This window comes from Microbacterium sp. B35-04 (genome assembly GCF_010634885.1).
Taxonomy (GTDB): Bacteria; Actinomycetota; Actinomycetes; order Actinomycetales; family Microbacteriaceae; genus Microbacterium.
Map to the genome: position 1 here is coordinate 35220 of NZ_MWLP01000041.1, position 15193 is coordinate 50412.

A 15193-nucleotide genomic window follows, 5' to 3' on the forward strand; every position below is an offset into this window, starting at 1 on the left:
AAGCCAACGTTCCGGAGGGACGACACACAACATGGCAAAGATCATCGCTTTCGACGAGGAGGCCCGTCGTGGCCTCGAGCGCGGCCTCAACATCCTGGCCGACGCCGTCAAGGTGACGCTCGGCCCGCGCGGTCGCAACGTCGTGCTTGAGAAGAAGTGGGGCGCCCCCACGATCACGAACGACGGCGTCTCGATCGCCAAGGAGATCGAGCTCGACGACCCGTACGAGAAGATCGGCGCGGAGCTCGTCAAGGAGGTCGCCAAGAAGACCGACGACGTCGCCGGTGACGGCACGACCACCGCGACCGTCCTCGCCCAGGCGCTCGTCCGCGAGGGCCTGCGCAACGTCGCAGCCGGCGCCGACCCCATCTCGCTCAAGAAGGGCATCGAGAAGGCCGTCGCCGCCATCACCGCCGAGCTGCTCGAGTCCGCCAAGGAGGTCGAGTCCAAGGAGCAGATCGCTGCCACGGCTTCGATCTCGGCCGCTGACCCCGAGATCGGCGCGCTGATCGCCGAGGCCATCGACAAGGTGGGCAAGGAAGGCGTCGTCACCGTCGAGGAGTCGCAGACCTTCGGCACCGAGCTCGAGCTCACCGAGGGCATGCGCTTCGACAAGGGCTACATCAACCCTTACTTCGTCACGGACCCGGAGCGTCAGGAAGCGGTCTTCGAGGACCCCTACATCCTCATCGCGAACCAGAAGATCTCGAACATCAAGGACCTTCTGCCCGTCGTCGACAAGGTGATCCAGGACGGCAAGGAGCTCGTCATCATCGCCGAGGACGTCGAGGGTGAGGCTCTCGCGACCCTCGTGCTCAACAAGATCCGCGGCATCTTCAAGTCGGTCGCCGTCAAGGCTCCCGGCTTCGGCGACCGTCGCAAGGCGCAGCTGCAGGACATCGCGATCCTCACCGGTGCGCAGGTCATCACGGAGGAGGTCGGTCTCAAGCTCGAGAACGCCACCCTCGACCTGCTCGGCCGTGCGCGCAAGGTCATCGTCACCAAGGACGAGACCACGATCATCGAGGGTGTCGGCGACGCCTCTGCGATCGAGGGTCGCGTGACCCAGATCCGCCGCGAGATCGACAACACCGACAGCGACTACGACCGCGAGAAGCTCCAGGAGCGTCTCGCCAAGCTCGCCGGCGGCGTCGCCGTCATCAAGGCGGGTGCGGCGACCGAGGTCGAGCTCAAGGAGCGCAAGCACCGCATCGAGGACGCCGTTCGCAACGCGAAGGCGGCCGTCGAGGAGGGCATCGTCCCCGGTGGTGGCGTCGCGCTCATCCAGGCCGGCAAGAAGGCCCTCGACGGGCTCGAGCTGACCGGTGACGAAGCGACCGGTGCCAACATCGTGCGCGTCGCGATCGAGGCTCCGCTCAAGCAGATCGCCCTCAACGCCGGTCTCGAGCCGGGCGTCGTCGCGAACAAGGTCTCGGAGCTCCCCGCGGGCCACGGCCTCAACGCCGCCACGGGCGAGTACGGTGACCTGTTCGCGCAGGGCATCATCGACCCCGCCAAGGTGACCCGTTCGGCGCTGCAGAACGCCGCGTCGATCGCCGGCCTCTTCCTCACGACCGAGGCCGTCGTCGCCGACAAGCCCGAGAAGGTCTCGGCTCCGGCCGGCGACCCGACCGGTGGCATGGACTTCTGATCCAGCCCCTCGCATAACGCGTTCACAGAACGGCCCCTCCTCGCGGAGGGGCCGTTCTGCGTCTCCCGCCGGTGGGGGGATCAGCGGAAGAGGCTGGTCGTCGCCAGCTCGGTGTCGGCGTACTGCCGGCCCGCGGCCGCGAGAGACGCGTTGATGTTCGCGAGCGACTCCTCGACCTGGCGCTGCGTCCCGCGCCATTGCTCCACGACGCCCGCGAACGCCACCGCGGCCGAGCCCGACCACGAAGACTGCAGCTGGGTCAGCTGCGCGAGCATCGCGTTCGACTCCGCCTGCAGCCGGTCGATCGTGCCGCGCACGGTGGCGGTCGAGGTGAGGATGCTGTCGCTGTCGACGGTGAAGACGGCCATTCGGGGGCTCCTGATCAACGTGCGGCGGCCGGATGCCGAACCGCGGTGACCGCAACGCTAAGTGCCCGCACGACGCGGGACGCGGCATCCGTCGTCATCTGTGGAGGGTGCAGCTGAGACGCCGGCTGGGGAGGAGAGACGTCACTCGGAGGCGTCGGCCAGGCGCCGCATCGGCTGTGTGAGGATGTCGATGTGCTCCCCGGCGGCGCGGGCGTCAGCGAGCGGGAAGGCGACGCGGAACGTCGCACCACCGCCCGGGGTGTCGACGACGTCGACGGAGCCGTGCAGCGCCTCGACGATCGACGCCACGATGGACAGGCCGAGGCCCGAGCCGCCGGTCTCGCGCGTGCGGGAGGTGTCGGCCCGCCAGAAGCGCTGGAAGATCTTGTCTTTGATCTGGTCGGGAACGCCCTCGCCGTGGTCGACGATCTCGATCCAGCCCATGCGGGCGCGGGCATCGACGCCGACGCGCAGCTCGATGGGCGAGTCCTCGGCGGTGAAGCGGCGCGCGTTGCCGAGCAGGTTGGTCACGACCTGGCGGATGCGGTTCTCGTCACCGAGCACCACGGGCAGCAGCCCGTCGGCCGGGAGAGCATCGTCGGCCTCCGGTAGCAGGGTCGGCATGGCAGAGGCAGCAGCGCCAGTCGCCGGTATCGGCTTGGGACGCCGTCGCAGCAGCGACAGCGTCGCACCGGCGCGCGAGATCGCCGACGGGCTGCCGGCACGCCGCTTGTCGTCGGGAGAGACGGCGGACTCGGCTTCAGCCGGCGCGACGGAGTCCTCGATCGTCGTGTCGATGACCGTGACCGGCCGCGCCGGCGCGGCCGCGCGCACGTCGAGCGCCGCATCCCGTGCGACGGGGCGCAGATCGACGGGTCCGATGACGACGTCGCGGCGTTCGTCGAGGCGGGCGAGGGCGAGCAGGTCCTCGACGAGGAGGCCCATGCGGATGGCCTCCTTCTCGATGCGCTCCATGGACTGCGCGACGTCCTCGTCGCCGCGCACGGCGCCCATGCGGTAGAGCTCGGCGTAGCCTCGCACGGTGACCAGCGGGGTGCGCAGCTCGTGGCTGGCATCGCCGATGAACCGCCTCATCTGTCGCACGGTCGCATCGCGCTGCGTGATGGCGGCGTCGACACGGTCGAGCATCGCGTTGATCGCCGTCTTCAGGCGCCCGACTTCGGTCGTGGTCGGCTCGATGTCGGTCATGCGCAGGCTGAAGTCGCCGGCCGCGATCGCGTCGGCCGTCGATTCGACCTGGCCGAGGCTGCGGAAGGTGAGGGTGACGAGGTAGCGGGTGGCGACCGCGCCGCCCACGAGGATCAGGATCGCGAGGATGCTGTAGATGCCGATGTACGACGCGATCGTCCGGTTCACCGTCGCCAGCGGCACGGCGACCATCTGCGAATAGAACAGCCCGCTGTTGCCGAGCTCCTCCACCGTCACCGTCGCCCGGAACTCGGCGTCGCCGTCGACCGAGGACAGCGTGACGATGTCCAGTTCCCTCGGTATCGCGTGGTCGAGCGGATAGGTCTCGGGGAACGCGGGCTCCGGGCCGCCGCGTCCGCCCGCGGTGGCGACGAGGTCCCCGTTCTCGGGTTCGTACACGGCGACGAAGTAGTCGGTCGTAGGCGGGTTGTCGAGCGGCTCGACCACGAGTTCGCCGTCCTCGGCCGTCAGCTCGAGCAGCGGGCTCGCGGCATCCGTCCGCGCGAGCGCATCGACCTGCGTGTCGACGCCGTCGATCAGGGAATTGCGCAGGAACGCCGCCGTGCCGACGCCCGCCGCGATCAGGCCCACCGCGAGGAGCGCGACGGTGACCCCGGTGACCTTCGCGCGCAGACTCGTGCCGCGCCACCACCGGGTGATCGCGTCGGGCTTCTGCGCCAGATCGTCCCCCTCGCTCGGGCCGCGTTACGCGGTCTTGCCGGCTTTCAGCATGTAGCCGAAGCCGCGCTTGGTCTGGATGAGCGGCTCGGTGGAGTGGGGATCGATCTTGCGGCGGAGATACGAGATGTAGCTCTCGACGATGCCCGCGTCGCCGTTGAAGTCGTACTCCCAGACGTGGTCGAGGATCTGCGCCTTCGACAGCACGCGGTTGGGGTTGAGCATGAGGTAGCGCAGCAGCTTGAACTCGGTCGGGCTGAGGTCGATCGACGCGTCGCCGACCTGGACGTCGTGCGTGTCCTGGTCCATCGTGATCTCGCCGGCACGGATGACGGATTCCTCGTCAGCCTGCATCGTGCGGCGCAGGATGGCCTGGATGCGGGCGACGATCTCGTCGAGACTGAAGGGCTTGGTGACGTAGTCATCGCCGCCGGCGTTGAGGCCGGTGATCTTGTCTTCCGTCTCGTCCTTGGCGGTGAGGAAGAGGATCGGGGCGGTGTAGCCGGCGCCGCGGAGGCGCTTGGTGACGCTGAACCCGTTCATGTCGGGCAGCATCACGTCGAGGATGATGAGGTCCGGTTCCTCCTCGAGAACGGCCGAGATCGTCTGAGCGCCGTTCGAGACGGCCCGTACCTGGAATCCGGCGAATCGCAGGCTCGTGATCAGCAGGTCGCGAATGTTCGGTTCGTCGTCCACGACGAGGATGCGCGGTGCGGTCATGCCCTCATTATGTCGGCGGAACCCATGCGGCGTCTGGATATCGGCGCCGAGCCCTGAAATCATCACGCGGCGCTGCGGCGCAGTTCGACGCAGCAGCGGGCGCTGAGGGGCGAGGAAGGGTAGCGTCAGGGCCAGGCGAGCCGTTCGCTGTTGCGCGACGGATCGAGGTCACGACGGCCTGCCCTTCCCGCGCCTCGACCGACGCCCGCACGTCGACGAGAGGAGTCGTCATGAGCCACATGCTGATCATCGGAGGGGGTCTTGCCGGCGGCACGGCGGCCGAGGCGCTGCGCGACGAGGGCTTCGACGGTGACATCACGATCGTCGCCGCGGAGCCGCATCCGCCCTACCAGCGGCCGCCGCTGTCGAAGGGTTACCTCGCCGGGAGCGAGGGGACGGATGCCGTCATCCTCCACCCCGCCGAGTGGTACGCCGAGCGCGGCATCCGGCTGATCACCGGCCTGGCCGTGACCGCGCTCGAGCCCGTCGCCCACATGGTGGAGGTCGAGGACGGGACACGGCTGGACTACGACGCCGTGCTGCTGGCGACCGGTGCGACGCCGCGCATGATCCCGCTCCCCGGCCACGAGCTGCCCGGCGTGGTGACGCTGCGTCGCCTCGACGACTCCGACGCGCTCGCCGCGCAGCTGCGTGACGGTGGCCGCCGGCTGGTGGTCATCGGCGCGGGGTGGATCGGCATGGAGGTCGCCGCCACCGCTCGCGGCTTCGGCAACGACGTGGCGATCCTCGAGCGCGACGATGTGCCTCTCGCCGCCGCGCTCGGACCGGAGATGGGGGAAGTCTTCCGGGAACTGCACCTGGAGCACGGCGTGGACCTCCGCACGTCGGTCGCGGTGGAGCGCATCGTGGGATCCGACCGCGCCCAAGCCGTCGTCGTCGACGGTGAGACGCTCCCTGCAGACCTGGTGCTGGTCGGCGTCGGCGCCGCACCCGACATCACGCTCGCCGAGGAGGCCGGCCTCGACATACTGAACGGCGTCCTCACCGATGCGGCGCTGCGCACCAGCGCCCCCGACGTCTATGCGGCGGGAGACGTCGCCAACCCGTTCCACCCGGTGCTGCAGCGGCACCTGCGCAGCGAGCACTGGGCCAATGCGTTGAATGCCGGCAAGGTCGTGGCGAGGTCGATGCTCGGCGAGCGAGCGTCCTTCGACGACATCCCGTACTTCTATACCGATCAGTACGACCTCGGCATGGAGCTGTCGGGCTACGCGCCGCTGATGACGGATGCCGACCTCGTCGTGCGCGGTGATCTCGCAGCTCGCGAGTTCATCGCGTTCTGGGTCGAGGCTCCCGATTCCACGGGCAGGGGTCGGGTGGTCGCGGGCATGAACGTCAACGTCTGGGATGTCAACGAGACCGTGCAGGCCCTGATCCGATCGGGGGAGCGGCTCGACGCGGAGCGCCTGCGAAATGCCGACGTGCCGCTGGATAGCCTGCTCCCGTGACTCTCGCTCCCGAATCGACCTCCGCGCTGTTCACGGGGGTGCTCGACCTTCCCGACGGCCCGCTCGACCTCTCGCGGCACGTCGCGATCATCGGCCTCAGTCGAGCGCGGCGCGCACGGCGCGCTCGATGACGGGCCGGATCTCGGCATCCGGATCCACGGTCATGCGATGAAGGACGAGCCCCTCGCCGGTCGCCATCAGCGTGCGGGCCGCGTCCCGGGGAGAGCGCGCGCCGACGGCTGTCAGCAGGGCGATGGTCCAGTCCACGAAGACGCGACGCTGGGCGAGCAGCGGAGCCAGCAGCTCGGCATCGCCGGCGCACTCGAGGAAGATCGCGTAGCGCGTCTTCGTCCGCGAGGCGAGTGGCCCGGTCTGGAGCGCGATCGCACCGCTGAGCGCGTCGACGAGCTGCTCCGGCGTCTCGATCGAGGGCCTCCCGTCCGAGGTGAGATCGGCTCGCTCGCTCTCGGCGAGCCACGCCACGACCCCGGCGATGAGTGCGTCGCGCGTGCGGAACCAGTTCGAGGTCGACCCCCTCGGCAGCCCCGCCCGCTCGTCGACCCGGGCGTGCGTCAAAGCCCGGATGCCCTGCTCACCCACGAGCGCGACCGCGGCGTCCAGGGCGCGGTCCCTCGTTGAAGCCATGTTCTGACGATAGGCGACGGATGGGCGCAGAGCGCCATCGCGTCGTCCGGGCTCAGTCGTTCACGTCAGACCCGCGATGCGGGCGCCGATGGCGTCTCCGGTGCGGGTCGGAAGAAGGGCGCGCATGGCGACCATCGTCCGTGCCGGAGCCCCCACCACGTAGCGGGCGCGCGGCCGCCGCGCGGTCAGCGCGTGTTCGACCGCACGCACGACGGCGTCGGGCGGTGCGGCCGCTGATCCGAAGCGCGCGATGTTCTTGCGCAGCCCGACCACATGCTGCGCATAGAGGTCGCGGTGATGCGGCGACATCCGCGCATGCATGTCATCGATCATCGCGTCGACCTCCCGCCAGGTCTCGGTGTCGGTCGGGCCAGGTTCGACGACGGAAACGGCGATGCGCCACGGGCGCAGTTCCACCCGGAGAGCATCTGCGATCCCCTCGACGGCGCACTTGGAGGCACAGTAGGCGCCCTCCATGGGGACGACGGACCGGCTGCCGACCGACGAGATGAAGACGATCCGGCCCGCTGCGGTGCGCAGCCGCGGGAGTACGGCGCGAGTGACTGCCACGGTGCCCACGACGTTGACCTCGAACTGTCGCCGAAGATCCGCGGTGGTGAGCGTCTCAACCGGTCCCAGAACGGCGAACGCGGCGTTGTTGATGAGCGCGTCCAGACGGTCGGGCAGGGCGTCGGCGCCGGCGTCGATACGCGCCTGGTCGGTGACGTCGAGGCTGACAGGGGTGATGCGCTGGTCCGATTCGGCCATGACCTCCCAGTCGGTGAGGTCGCGAACCCCGGCGAAGACCGTCCAGCCCGACCCGGCGAGTCGACGTGCGACCGCTCTTCCGATCCCGCGCCTCGTTCCGGTGACGAGTGCTGTAGGCATGTCGTCTCTCCCTCCGAACCGCGGGATGGCCCACCACCCCTCGCGGATGATACTACGAATGTAGTGTACGAGTACTGTCTTCGTAGTACAACCCGTTCTCGCCGGTGCTGAATGCCTCGTGCCCACAGGAGTGTTCGCGGCATTCACCGTCACCGTCGGTCGGGGTCGTGCGACCACACCGCCAGCTCGTTCCCCGCCGGATCGACGAAGTGGAAGCGACGTGCGCCGGGGAAGCTGTAGATGTCGTGGCGGATCGTGCCGCCCGACGATGTCACCCGATCGCGCACGCGGCCGCGCCCGGCATCCATTTCCCCCTGTCGCGTCCGCGCGCGCTGTATTAGGTTCATCCTGATCGCGCCCACGAGGACGCGTGAATGCGGCGGGCTGAGGCGTCCGCCACGAAGGGGAGGGCCCTGTGCACATGCGCTCGACATCCATCTCACGGCTGACCGGAGGAGCGGTCATCGCCGCGACCGCGGTCGTGCTCGCGCTGGCCGGCCCAGGCGCCGCCACCGCGGCGCCCGGCGACAAGAAGACTCCGAACGGACCGGAGATCGAGATCCAGCTGCTGTCCTTCAACGACTTCCACGGCAACCTCGAGCCGCCCGCAGGCTCCAGTGGCCGGCTCAACCTGCCCGGCGGCGTGACCACCGACACTCTCACCCCTCCCGGGGTCGGCGGCGTCGAATACCTCGCGACGCACCTCGCACAGGCGCGGGAGGGTCACGAGAAGACCTCCCTCACCGTCGCGGCAGGCGACCTCATCGGGGCCTCGCCGCTGCTGTCCGGCGCCTTCCACGACGAGCCGTCGATCGAGGCGCTCAATGCGCTCCACCTCGACGTCTCGGCCGTCGGCAACCACGAGTTCGACGAGGGCTATGTCGAGCTGCTGCGCATGGCGAACGGCGGCTGCCTCGACGACGGCGACGGCGCGAACAACCAGAACTCGTGCCCGGACGGCTCCTTCGCCGGGGCCGATTTCGACTTCCTCGCGGCGAACGTCGTCTACGACGGGACGAACGAGACGATCCTCCCCGCGTACTCCATCGAGAATGTGCGAGGAGCCAAGATCGGCTTCATCGGCATGACGCTCGAGGAGACCCCCGACATCGTTACGGCGGCGGGCGTGGCCGGCCTGGACTTCAAGGACGAGGTAGAGACCGCGAACGCCCTGGTGCCGGTGCTCCGGGCCCAAGGCGTGAACGCGATCGTCGTGCTGATCCACCAGGGCGGCACGCCTCCGTCGAGCGCCGCCTACAACGCGGCCTGCGGCAACGGGGCGGAGATCGCGGCGAACAGCCCGATCATCCCCATCGCTCAGAACCTCGATCCGGCGATCGACCTGATCGTTTCGGGGCACACCCACGCGCCGTACGTCTGCAACATCCCGGACCCCGCGGGTCAGAGCCGCATGGTCACGTCCGCCTCCTCGTTCGGGCGCCTGTACACCGAGACGAATCTCTCGTACGACCGCCGCACGCAGGACATCGTGCGCACGTCTGTCACGAGCGAGAACATGCTCGTGACGCGCAACGTGGACAAGGACCCGGCCGAGACCGATCTGATCGCCAAGTACAAGGAACTGGTCGCGCCGATCGCGAGCGAGGTGATCGGTTCGATCGCCTCGGACATCACACGGGCGACCAACGCCGGTGGTGAGTCGGCTCTGGGCGACCTGATCGCCGATGCGCAGCTCGCCGACCCGAGTGTCATCGGGCCGTACGCCGCGCCGCAGATCGCGCTGATGAACCCCGGCGGCATCCGCACCGATCTCACCTATAGTGCGTCGGCGTGGGGCGAGGCCCCGGGTGACGTCACCTACGAGGAGGCGTTCAACGTCCAGCCGTTCAACAACTACCTGGTCTCGCTCGACCTCACCGGCGCCGAGATCAAGCAGCTGCTGGTTCAGCAGTGGAGCGGCGCGAACGCCGCCCAGCCGAAGATCCTGCAGGTGAGTGAGGGCTTCGCCTACACGTACTCCGGCACCACGCTCGGCACGGTCACGCTGAACGGCCAGCCGTTGGTCGACACGACTGTCTACCGCATCGTGACGAACAACTTCCTCGCGGGCGGCGGCGACGGGTTCCCGACGTTCCTGGACGCCGACAACGTCTACTACGGCGGGCTCGACATCGACGCGTTCGCGGCGTACCTGACGGCCAACAGCCCGTACGCTCCGACGCCGCTGGACCGCATCATCAAGCAGTAGCGAAACGAGGGAAGGCCCGGTGCTGCAGCGCAGCGCCGGGCCTTCTCGTTCTCGGTGGCTCAGGCCGCCAGAGAGTGCGCGTCGAGGATCGTGTAGGCGTAGCCCTGCTCGGCGAGGAACCGCTGCCGGTTCTGCGCGAAGTCCTGATCGACGGTGTCGCGGGCGATCAGCGTGTAGAAGCTGGCGGTGTGGTTCGACTGCTTGGGGCGCAGCAGGCGTCCGAGACGCTGGGCCTCCTCCTGGCGCGAGCCGAACGACCCCGACACCTGGATGGCGACGGATGCCTCGGGCAGATCGATCGAGAAGTTCGCGACTTTCGACACCACGAGCACCGAGATCTCGCCCACGCGGAACGCCTGGTACAGCTGCTCGCGCTCGTCGATCGGGGTCTGCCCGGTGATCTTGGGGGCGTTCAGCGCCTCGGCGAGCACGTCGATCTGGTCGAGGTACTGGCCGATGATGAGGATGCGCTCTCCCTCGTGGCGCGCCACCAGGTCGCGCACGACGCCGATCTTCGCGGGTGCGGTCGCCGCGAGGCGGTATCGCTCGTCGTCCGCGGCCGCGGCGTACTCCAGACGGTCGCCGGCGGGCAGGTCGACCCGCACCTCGTAGCAGACAGCAGGGGAGATGAAGCCCTGCGCCTCGATCTCCTTCCAGGGCGCGTCGAACCGCTTGGGGCCGATGAGGCTGAACACATCGCCCTCGCGGCCGTCCTCGCGCACGAGCGTCGCGGTGAGGCCGAGTCGTCGCCGCGCCTGCAGGTCGGCGGTGAGCTTGAACACCGGCGCCGGGAGGAGGTGCACCTCGTCGTAGACGATGAGACCCCAGTCGAGCGCGTCGAGGAGGGCGAGGTGCGCGTACTGGCCTTTCCGCTTGGCGGTGAGGATCTGGTACGTCGCGATGGTGACCGGCTTGATCTCCTTGGTCTGACCGGAGTACTCGCCGATCTCCTCGGCTGTCAGCGACGTGCGCTTCAGCAGCTCGTCGCGCCATTGCCGGGCGCTCACGGTGTTGGTCACGAGGATCAGCGTCGTGGTCTTGGTGTCGGCCATCGCCGCGGCACCCACGAGGGTCTTGCCGGCGCCACAGGGCAGCACGACCACGCCCGACCCGCCCTGCGTGAAGATGTCGACGGCCTGCCGCTGGTAGGGCCGCAGGTGCCACCCGTCCTCGGCGAGGTCGATCGGGTGCGGCGTGCCCGGCGTGTAGCCGGCGAGGTCCTCGGCCGGCCAGCCGATCTTCAGCAGCTCCTGCTTGATGTGGCCTCGGGCCCACGCGTCGATGATGAACGCGTCGGGGGAGGGGCGGCCGATCAGCAGCGGCTGGATGCGCTTGTTCTTCGACACCTCCGCCAGGACCGCGGCATCCGTCGATCGCAGCACCAGCTCGCTGTCGTCGTTGCGCTCGATGACGAGGCGGCCGTAGCGCCCCACCGTCTCGGAGATGTCGATCGACACCGACGGGGGCACCGGGAAGCGCGACCACCGGTCGAGCGTCGCCAGCATGTCCTCGGCGCCGTGGCCGGCGGCGCGCGCGTTCCACAGACCCAGCCGCGTGATGCGGTAGGTGTGGATGTGCTCGGGAGCGCGCTCGAGCTCGGCGAAGATCGCGAGTTCGTGCCGCGCGCTCTCGGCATCGGGGTGTGCAACTTCAAGAAGAACCGTGCGGTCGCTCTGCACGATGAGGGGGCCGTCAGCCATAACGTGCCAGTCTACCGGCGCTTTCCCGGTCCCGGGTTCCTCTGACGCACCCTGCGGCAGCCCGCGTGACGAGCCACGGTTCACCGAGACAGGGGATCTGCGTCGAGACGCGGTGTCATGTCCTCGGTGTCGGCAGGAATCCCCGGTCTCGCGGCTGCGGCGCGAGCCAAGACGGGGCGGCCTGTTGGGCGCCGGCGGGTAGTGGATGCCGCGGCTTCAGACCGCGCCGACGCTCACGATGCTCGACACCGGCAGGGTCCGCTCGATGTCGGCCGCGCGGTCGCGGCCGCGCAGGCGGCCGCCGCCGAGGCCTGCCGCCTCGAGCGTGAACGAGCGCTCCGCGCCGTCGGGCATGCGCACGACCACCACGATCTCGGCGCGGGCGCGCACCGCCTGCTCGAGTTCGCGCTCGAGCCAGCCGGCCTCGCCCTGGGTGCCGTGGCCGCCGCGCAGCGTGCGGATCAGGCGGGCGTAAGTGGCCTCCGGGGCGGCGGCGGGCACCGACGGCGTGGCCGCGGTGCGCCGGTGGATCGACTCGGGGGCGCCCGTCGCGTCGAGCGCGACGACCGGGTACCGCGCGTCGGCGAGGCTCCAGTACACCGCGTCGCGGGCGACCCGCGACGAGAGCGCGTGGTCGCCTTCGAGCACCAGCAGACCCAGCGGGCGCAGTGCCTGGTCGATCGCGATCGCCTCGAGCAGGCCGGCATCCGAGCTGTCCACCCGCGTGCGTCCGGTGGCGTCGTCGGCGCTCACGCGCACCAGGCCATGCCGCGCGGCGGTGCTCTCGATGAGATAATCCAGGGGCTGGGGGATGCCGGTGAGCGATAGTTCTGCGAGGAAGGCGCGCATCGACGCCGCCGTCTCGCCCTCGGTCATTCCGGCGCCGACCGACGCCGCGGTGAACCGGTACGTCGAGGCCTGGGCGCGGGACTCGCGCACAGCGATGGAGCGCAGACGCAGGTCGAGGGCGGGTGCGAGCGGACCGGGCGCGATCGCCGTCAGATCGGCCTGCAGGTAGACGCGGTCGATCTCGGCGGGGAGGTAGGCGGCCATCGTGGCGGCATCCGCGGGCTCGCCGGCGCGCAGCGCGGCGGTCCACGGGAACTCGGCGGCGGAGTCGTCGGCCCCGAACAGTCCCCAGCGCACGCCCATGCGGCGCAGCTGGTCGGCGCGGGCGGGCCACTCCGGGTCGAGCGGGTAGACATCGGCCCAGGCGGCCGGGACGAGGAATCCGTTCGCCGGGGTCCGCAGGCCGTCGGGAAGCTCCGCGCGGAAGCCCTCCGCGATCGTCTCCCAGCGCAGCGGCGTCGGGGCCTCGAGCCATCGCTCACCCGCCTCGGTCACCGTCCACTCCCGCTCGTGCGCGACCGCGAGCCCCGCGTCGGCGGCGGAGCCGAGCAGATCCTCGAGCTCGTCGGCGAACTCGAGCGCCCCGGCATCCCTCAGCCGTCGCCGATCCACCGCGCTGACCGGACCCGCGCCCGTCCGGGCGAGGGGGGTGTGCAGACACGCCAGCAGGATGTCGGCGAGTGAGCCGGCCGTCGTGAACGCGCGTTCCGCGGCCGCCGCGGCGGCCTTCGGCTCGGCGGGAAGCGCAGCCGGGGGCGGTCCGGTGGGCCGGAAGGCGTCGGGCGCTGCCGTGGCGGCGGCCGCCACACGCTCAGCCACCTGGGTGTAGGCGTTGCCATCTTCGTCGACGAGCGCGAGCAGCGTGGGTCTCCCGTCGCGCCTCCCGGGATCAGTGTCGGCGGGCGTGGTGCTGTGGAGGGCGGTGAGGTCGCGCCGGTCGAGGTGCGTCAGCGCACGGTCGATCGATGCGGGGTCGAGCAGTCCCTCGGCGGCGTCGAAGAAATCGTGCCAGCCGCTCTGAGGCGAGACGCCCCGGGCCGCGAGCGTTCGGGCGAGCGCAGCGTCACCGAGATCGGCGAGCCGCGTCGCGAGTGCGCGCGCGTCGGAGACCACGCGCGTCAGCCCCCTCGGTTGGCGCGAGCCCTTCGCACGAAGCTCATGATCAGGACCGCCAGCAGCAGTGCGAACGCCACGAGCGGTGCGATGTACACCAGCACACCCACGAGCGGCCAGACGCCCGTGCGCATGTCGGCGCCGGAGGCGGACGCGATCATGATCGCGAAGAAGCTCAGGATCGAGAGCACAAGAAGGCCCAGCGACATGAAGGCCAGGATGCGGTCGATGCGGCGTACGGGGACGTCGCCGGCGGGGTTGGTGCTCATCCGTTCCAGCCTACTCGCTGGCGTCGGCGCGCCGGGGCCGATCGTGCACCGGTCCGTTAGGCTGGGTGGCGGGGTTGGAAGACCCCGCTTTTGTCATGCTCTGTTTCGCCGCGATGTTCGCGCGGCGACCGATCCAGCGAGGTTTCGATGCCCACCGGCAAGGTCAGGTTCTACGACGAGGAGAAGGGGTTCGGCTTCATCACCTCCGAAGACGGCCAGGACGTCTTCCTGCACGCCACGGCCCTGCCCCCCGGCACGCCCGCGCCCAAGGCGGGCACGCGGCTCGAGTACGGCATCGCCGACGGCAAGCGCGGCCCGCAGGCACTGTCGGTGCGTGTGCTCGACGCGCCGGTGAGTCTCGCGAAGCGCTCCCGCAAGCCCGCCGACGACATGGCGATCATCATCGAGGACCTCGTTAAGCTGCTCGACGGCATCGGCGGCGATCTGCGCCACGGCCGGTACCCGAGCGGCGCGCACGGCAAGAAGGTCGCCGCCGTGCTGCGCAAGGTGGCTGATGAGCTCGACGCCTGATCCCGCCGATCCTGCCGACGTCGTCACCGAGGTGGACGGCGACTCCGGCGCGCTTTCGGAGGAGTCGACGGTGAAGGATGCCGCGGCCGCCGTCAACGACGAGCCCGCGGTGGAGGAGTTCGCGCCCGAGCCCGCGGTCGAGGAGTTCGCGCCCGAGCCCGCGGTGGAGGAGGTCACGCCCGAGCCCGCGGTCGACGAGGTGGCGCCCGATCCCGAGCCCGAGCTGGCGCCCGAGCTCACGGCCGAGGACCTCGCAGCCGACCCGGAGCCGGAGCCCGAGCCCGCCCCTGACCCCGACCCGCAGCTGCTGGCCGCTCACGACCTCGCCCTATCGGCGCTGCGCGAGATCACGCCGGAGGCGACGGTCGGCGCGCCCGCGGACTACCGCGTGGAGGCGGGCGGTGTGGTCTCGCTGCGGTTCGCCAATCGCCTGCCGGGCTACCCCGGATGGTTCTGGACGGTGAGCATCGCGCGCGTCGAGGATGCCGAGCCGACAGTGCTGGAGGTCGAGCTGCTCCCCGGCGACGGCGCGCTGCTCGCACCGGACTGGGTGCCGTGGGCCGTACGGCTCGCCGACTACCACGCGGCGCAGGCGGCGCTGGCCGAGGCGGCCCACGACGAGGATGACGAGGACCTCGACGAGGACGCGGATGACGACGAGGACCTCGACGACGTCGAAGACCTCGATGCGTCGGACTTCGACGACGACGGGTCGCCCATCCTCCACGCCGGCGACGTCGACGGTGTCGACATCGACGAGCTGGCCGAGGCCGGCGCTGACGACGACGAGGACGACTTCGACGAGAACTTCGACGAAGACGAGGACGACTCGGACGAGTACGACGACGACTCCGACGAGGACGACGACCCCAAGGACGATCGCGACTGAGCCCA

15 protein-coding genes are annotated in these 15193 nt (G+C 70.0%); 6 read left to right on the forward strand and 9 right to left on the reverse strand.

Features of this window, described 5'->3' with window-relative positions:
* The first annotated feature begins 31 nt into the window (after window positions 1-31).
* The gene (gene groL / locus B1729_RS11385) at window positions 32-1651 is read left to right on the forward strand and encodes a chaperonin GroEL (protein WP_163619649.1); all 1620 of its coding nucleotides are present in this window, start codon (window positions 32-34) and stop codon (window positions 1649-1651) included.
* An 80-nt stretch (window positions 1652-1731) separates the two neighbouring features.
* Here the strand turns inward: groL and B1729_RS11390 are convergent, their stop codons facing one another.
* From B1729_RS11390 to B1729_RS11400, 3 genes are all read right to left on the reverse strand, one after another.
* The gene (locus B1729_RS11390) at window positions 1732-2019 is read right to left on the reverse strand and encodes a WXG100 family type VII secretion target (RefSeq protein ID WP_163619647.1); all 288 of its coding nucleotides are present in this window, start codon (window positions 2017-2019) and stop codon (window positions 1732-1734) included.
* A gap of 141 nt (window positions 2020-2160) precedes the next feature.
* Window positions 2161-3819 carry a HAMP domain-containing sensor histidine kinase gene (locus B1729_RS11395; protein WP_239526128.1) on the reverse strand — a complete coding sequence of 553 codons (1659 nt, stop codon included), beginning with the start codon at window positions 3817-3819 and terminating at the stop codon, window positions 2161-2163.
* Window positions 3820-3933: 114 nt separating this feature from the next.
* Window positions 3934-4626, reverse strand: a complete 693-nt coding sequence (locus B1729_RS11400) for a response regulator transcription factor (protein WP_163619645.1) — start codon at window positions 4624-4626, stop codon at window positions 3934-3936.
* Between the two features lie 230 nt (window positions 4627-4856).
* Here B1729_RS11400 and B1729_RS11405 point away from each other — a divergent pair, with 230 nt between their 5' ends.
* Both B1729_RS11405 and B1729_RS20890 read left to right on the forward strand, forming a co-directional pair.
* Entirely contained in the window at window positions 4857-6095 is a 1239-nt protein-coding gene (locus tag B1729_RS11405) for an FAD-dependent oxidoreductase (protein ID WP_163632767.1), read from the forward strand.
* Window positions 6092-6226 carry a hypothetical protein gene (locus tag B1729_RS20890; protein ID WP_275575846.1) on the forward strand — a complete coding sequence of 45 codons (135 nt, stop codon included), beginning with the start codon at window positions 6092-6094 and terminating at the stop codon, window positions 6224-6226. Before B1729_RS11405 ends, B1729_RS20890 begins: the two co-directional genes overlap by 4 nt.
* Here B1729_RS20890 and B1729_RS11410 read toward each other — a convergent pair.
* From B1729_RS11410 to B1729_RS11420, 3 genes are all read right to left on the reverse strand, one after another.
* Window positions 6192-6740 carry a TetR family transcriptional regulator gene (locus tag B1729_RS11410; RefSeq protein WP_163619641.1) on the reverse strand — a complete coding sequence of 183 codons (549 nt, stop codon included), beginning with the start codon at window positions 6738-6740 and terminating at the stop codon, window positions 6192-6194. The two genes, B1729_RS20890 and B1729_RS11410, sit on opposite strands and share 35 nt — an antisense overlap.
* 60 nt (window positions 6741-6800) lie before the next feature.
* A complete protein-coding gene (locus B1729_RS11415) occupies window positions 6801-7628 on the reverse strand; it encodes an SDR family oxidoreductase (RefSeq protein WP_163632769.1) in 828 nt (275 codons plus the stop codon).
* 149 nt (window positions 7629-7777) lie between these two features.
* On the reverse strand, window positions 7778-7936 hold the full coding sequence (locus B1729_RS11420) for a hypothetical protein (protein WP_163632738.1): 159 nt from the start codon (window positions 7934-7936) through the stop codon (window positions 7778-7780).
* A 113-nt stretch (window positions 7937-8049) separates the two neighbouring features.
* Here B1729_RS11420 and B1729_RS11425 point away from each other — a divergent pair, with 113 nt between their 5' ends.
* Window positions 8050-9837 (forward strand): bifunctional metallophosphatase/5'-nucleotidase, encoded by a 1788-nt coding sequence (locus B1729_RS11425; RefSeq protein WP_163619637.1) that lies wholly within the window; start codon window positions 8050-8052, stop codon window positions 9835-9837.
* A 59-nt stretch (window positions 9838-9896) separates the two neighbouring features.
* Here B1729_RS11425 and B1729_RS11430 read toward each other — a convergent pair whose 3' ends face one another.
* The 3 genes from B1729_RS11430 to B1729_RS11440 all read right to left on the reverse strand — a co-directional run bounded on the left by B1729_RS11430 (window position 9897) and on the right by B1729_RS11440 (window position 13768).
* Window positions 9897-11537 (reverse strand): DNA repair helicase XPB, encoded by a 1641-nt coding sequence (locus B1729_RS11430; protein ID WP_163619635.1) that lies wholly within the window; start codon window positions 11535-11537, stop codon window positions 9897-9899.
* Window positions 11538-11753: 216 nt separating this feature from the next.
* Window positions 11754-13499 (reverse strand): helicase-associated domain-containing protein, encoded by a 1746-nt coding sequence (locus tag B1729_RS11435; RefSeq protein WP_163632771.1) that lies wholly within the window; start codon window positions 13497-13499, stop codon window positions 11754-11756.
* A 5-nt stretch (window positions 13500-13504) separates the two neighbouring features.
* Entirely contained in the window at window positions 13505-13768 is a 264-nt protein-coding gene (locus B1729_RS11440; RefSeq protein ID WP_163619631.1) for a multidrug ABC transporter ATPase, read from the reverse strand.
* 147 nt (window positions 13769-13915) lie between these two features.
* On the opposite strand from B1729_RS11440, the gene B1729_RS11445 reads away from it, so the two are divergent.
* Window positions 13916-14299, forward strand: a complete 384-nt coding sequence (locus B1729_RS11445; RefSeq protein WP_163619629.1) for a cold shock domain-containing protein — start codon at window positions 13916-13918, stop codon at window positions 14297-14299.
* A gap of 304 nt (window positions 14300-14603) precedes the next feature.
* Window positions 14604-15188 carry a DUF3027 domain-containing protein gene (locus B1729_RS20770; protein ID WP_239526138.1) on the forward strand — a complete coding sequence of 195 codons (585 nt, stop codon included), beginning with the start codon at window positions 14604-14606 and terminating at the stop codon, window positions 15186-15188.
* Window positions 15189-15193: the final 5 nt, after the last annotated feature.

Excerpts from the sequence above, each read along its gene's own strand:
- groL (WP_163619649.1), top strand. The coding sequence starts at position 32 with ATGGCAAAGATCATCGCTTTCGACGAGGAGGCCCGTCGTGGCCTCGAG.
- B1729_RS11390 (WP_163619647.1), bottom strand. The coding sequence starts at position 2,019 with ATGGCCGTCTTCACCGTCGACAGCGACAGCATCCTCACCTCGACCGCC.
- B1729_RS11400 (WP_163619645.1), bottom strand. The coding sequence starts at position 4,626 with ATGACCGCACCGCGCATCCTCGTCGTGGACGACGAACCGAACATTCGC.
- B1729_RS11405 (WP_163632767.1), top strand. The coding sequence starts at position 4,857 with ATGAGCCACATGCTGATCATCGGAGGGGGTCTTGCCGGCGGCACGGCG.
- B1729_RS11410 (WP_163619641.1), bottom strand. The coding sequence starts at position 6,740 with ATGGCTTCAACGAGGGACCGCGCCCTGGACGCCGCGGTCGCGCTCGTG.
- B1729_RS11415 (WP_163632769.1), bottom strand. The coding sequence starts at position 7,628 with ATGCCTACAGCACTCGTCACCGGAACGAGGCGCGGGATCGGAAGAGCG.
- B1729_RS11420 (WP_163632738.1), bottom strand. The coding sequence starts at position 7,936 with ATGGATGCCGGGCGCGGCCGCGTGCGCGATCGGGTGACATCGTCGGGC.
- B1729_RS11425 (WP_163619637.1), top strand. The coding sequence starts at position 8,050 with ATGCGCTCGACATCCATCTCACGGCTGACCGGAGGAGCGGTCATCGCC.
- B1729_RS11430 (WP_163619635.1), bottom strand. The coding sequence starts at position 11,537 with ATGGCTGACGGCCCCCTCATCGTGCAGAGCGACCGCACGGTTCTTCTT.
- B1729_RS11440 (WP_163619631.1), bottom strand. The coding sequence starts at position 13,768 with ATGAGCACCAACCCCGCCGGCGACGTCCCCGTACGCCGCATCGACCGC.
- B1729_RS11445 (WP_163619629.1), top strand. The coding sequence starts at position 13,916 with ATGCCCACCGGCAAGGTCAGGTTCTACGACGAGGAGAAGGGGTTCGGC.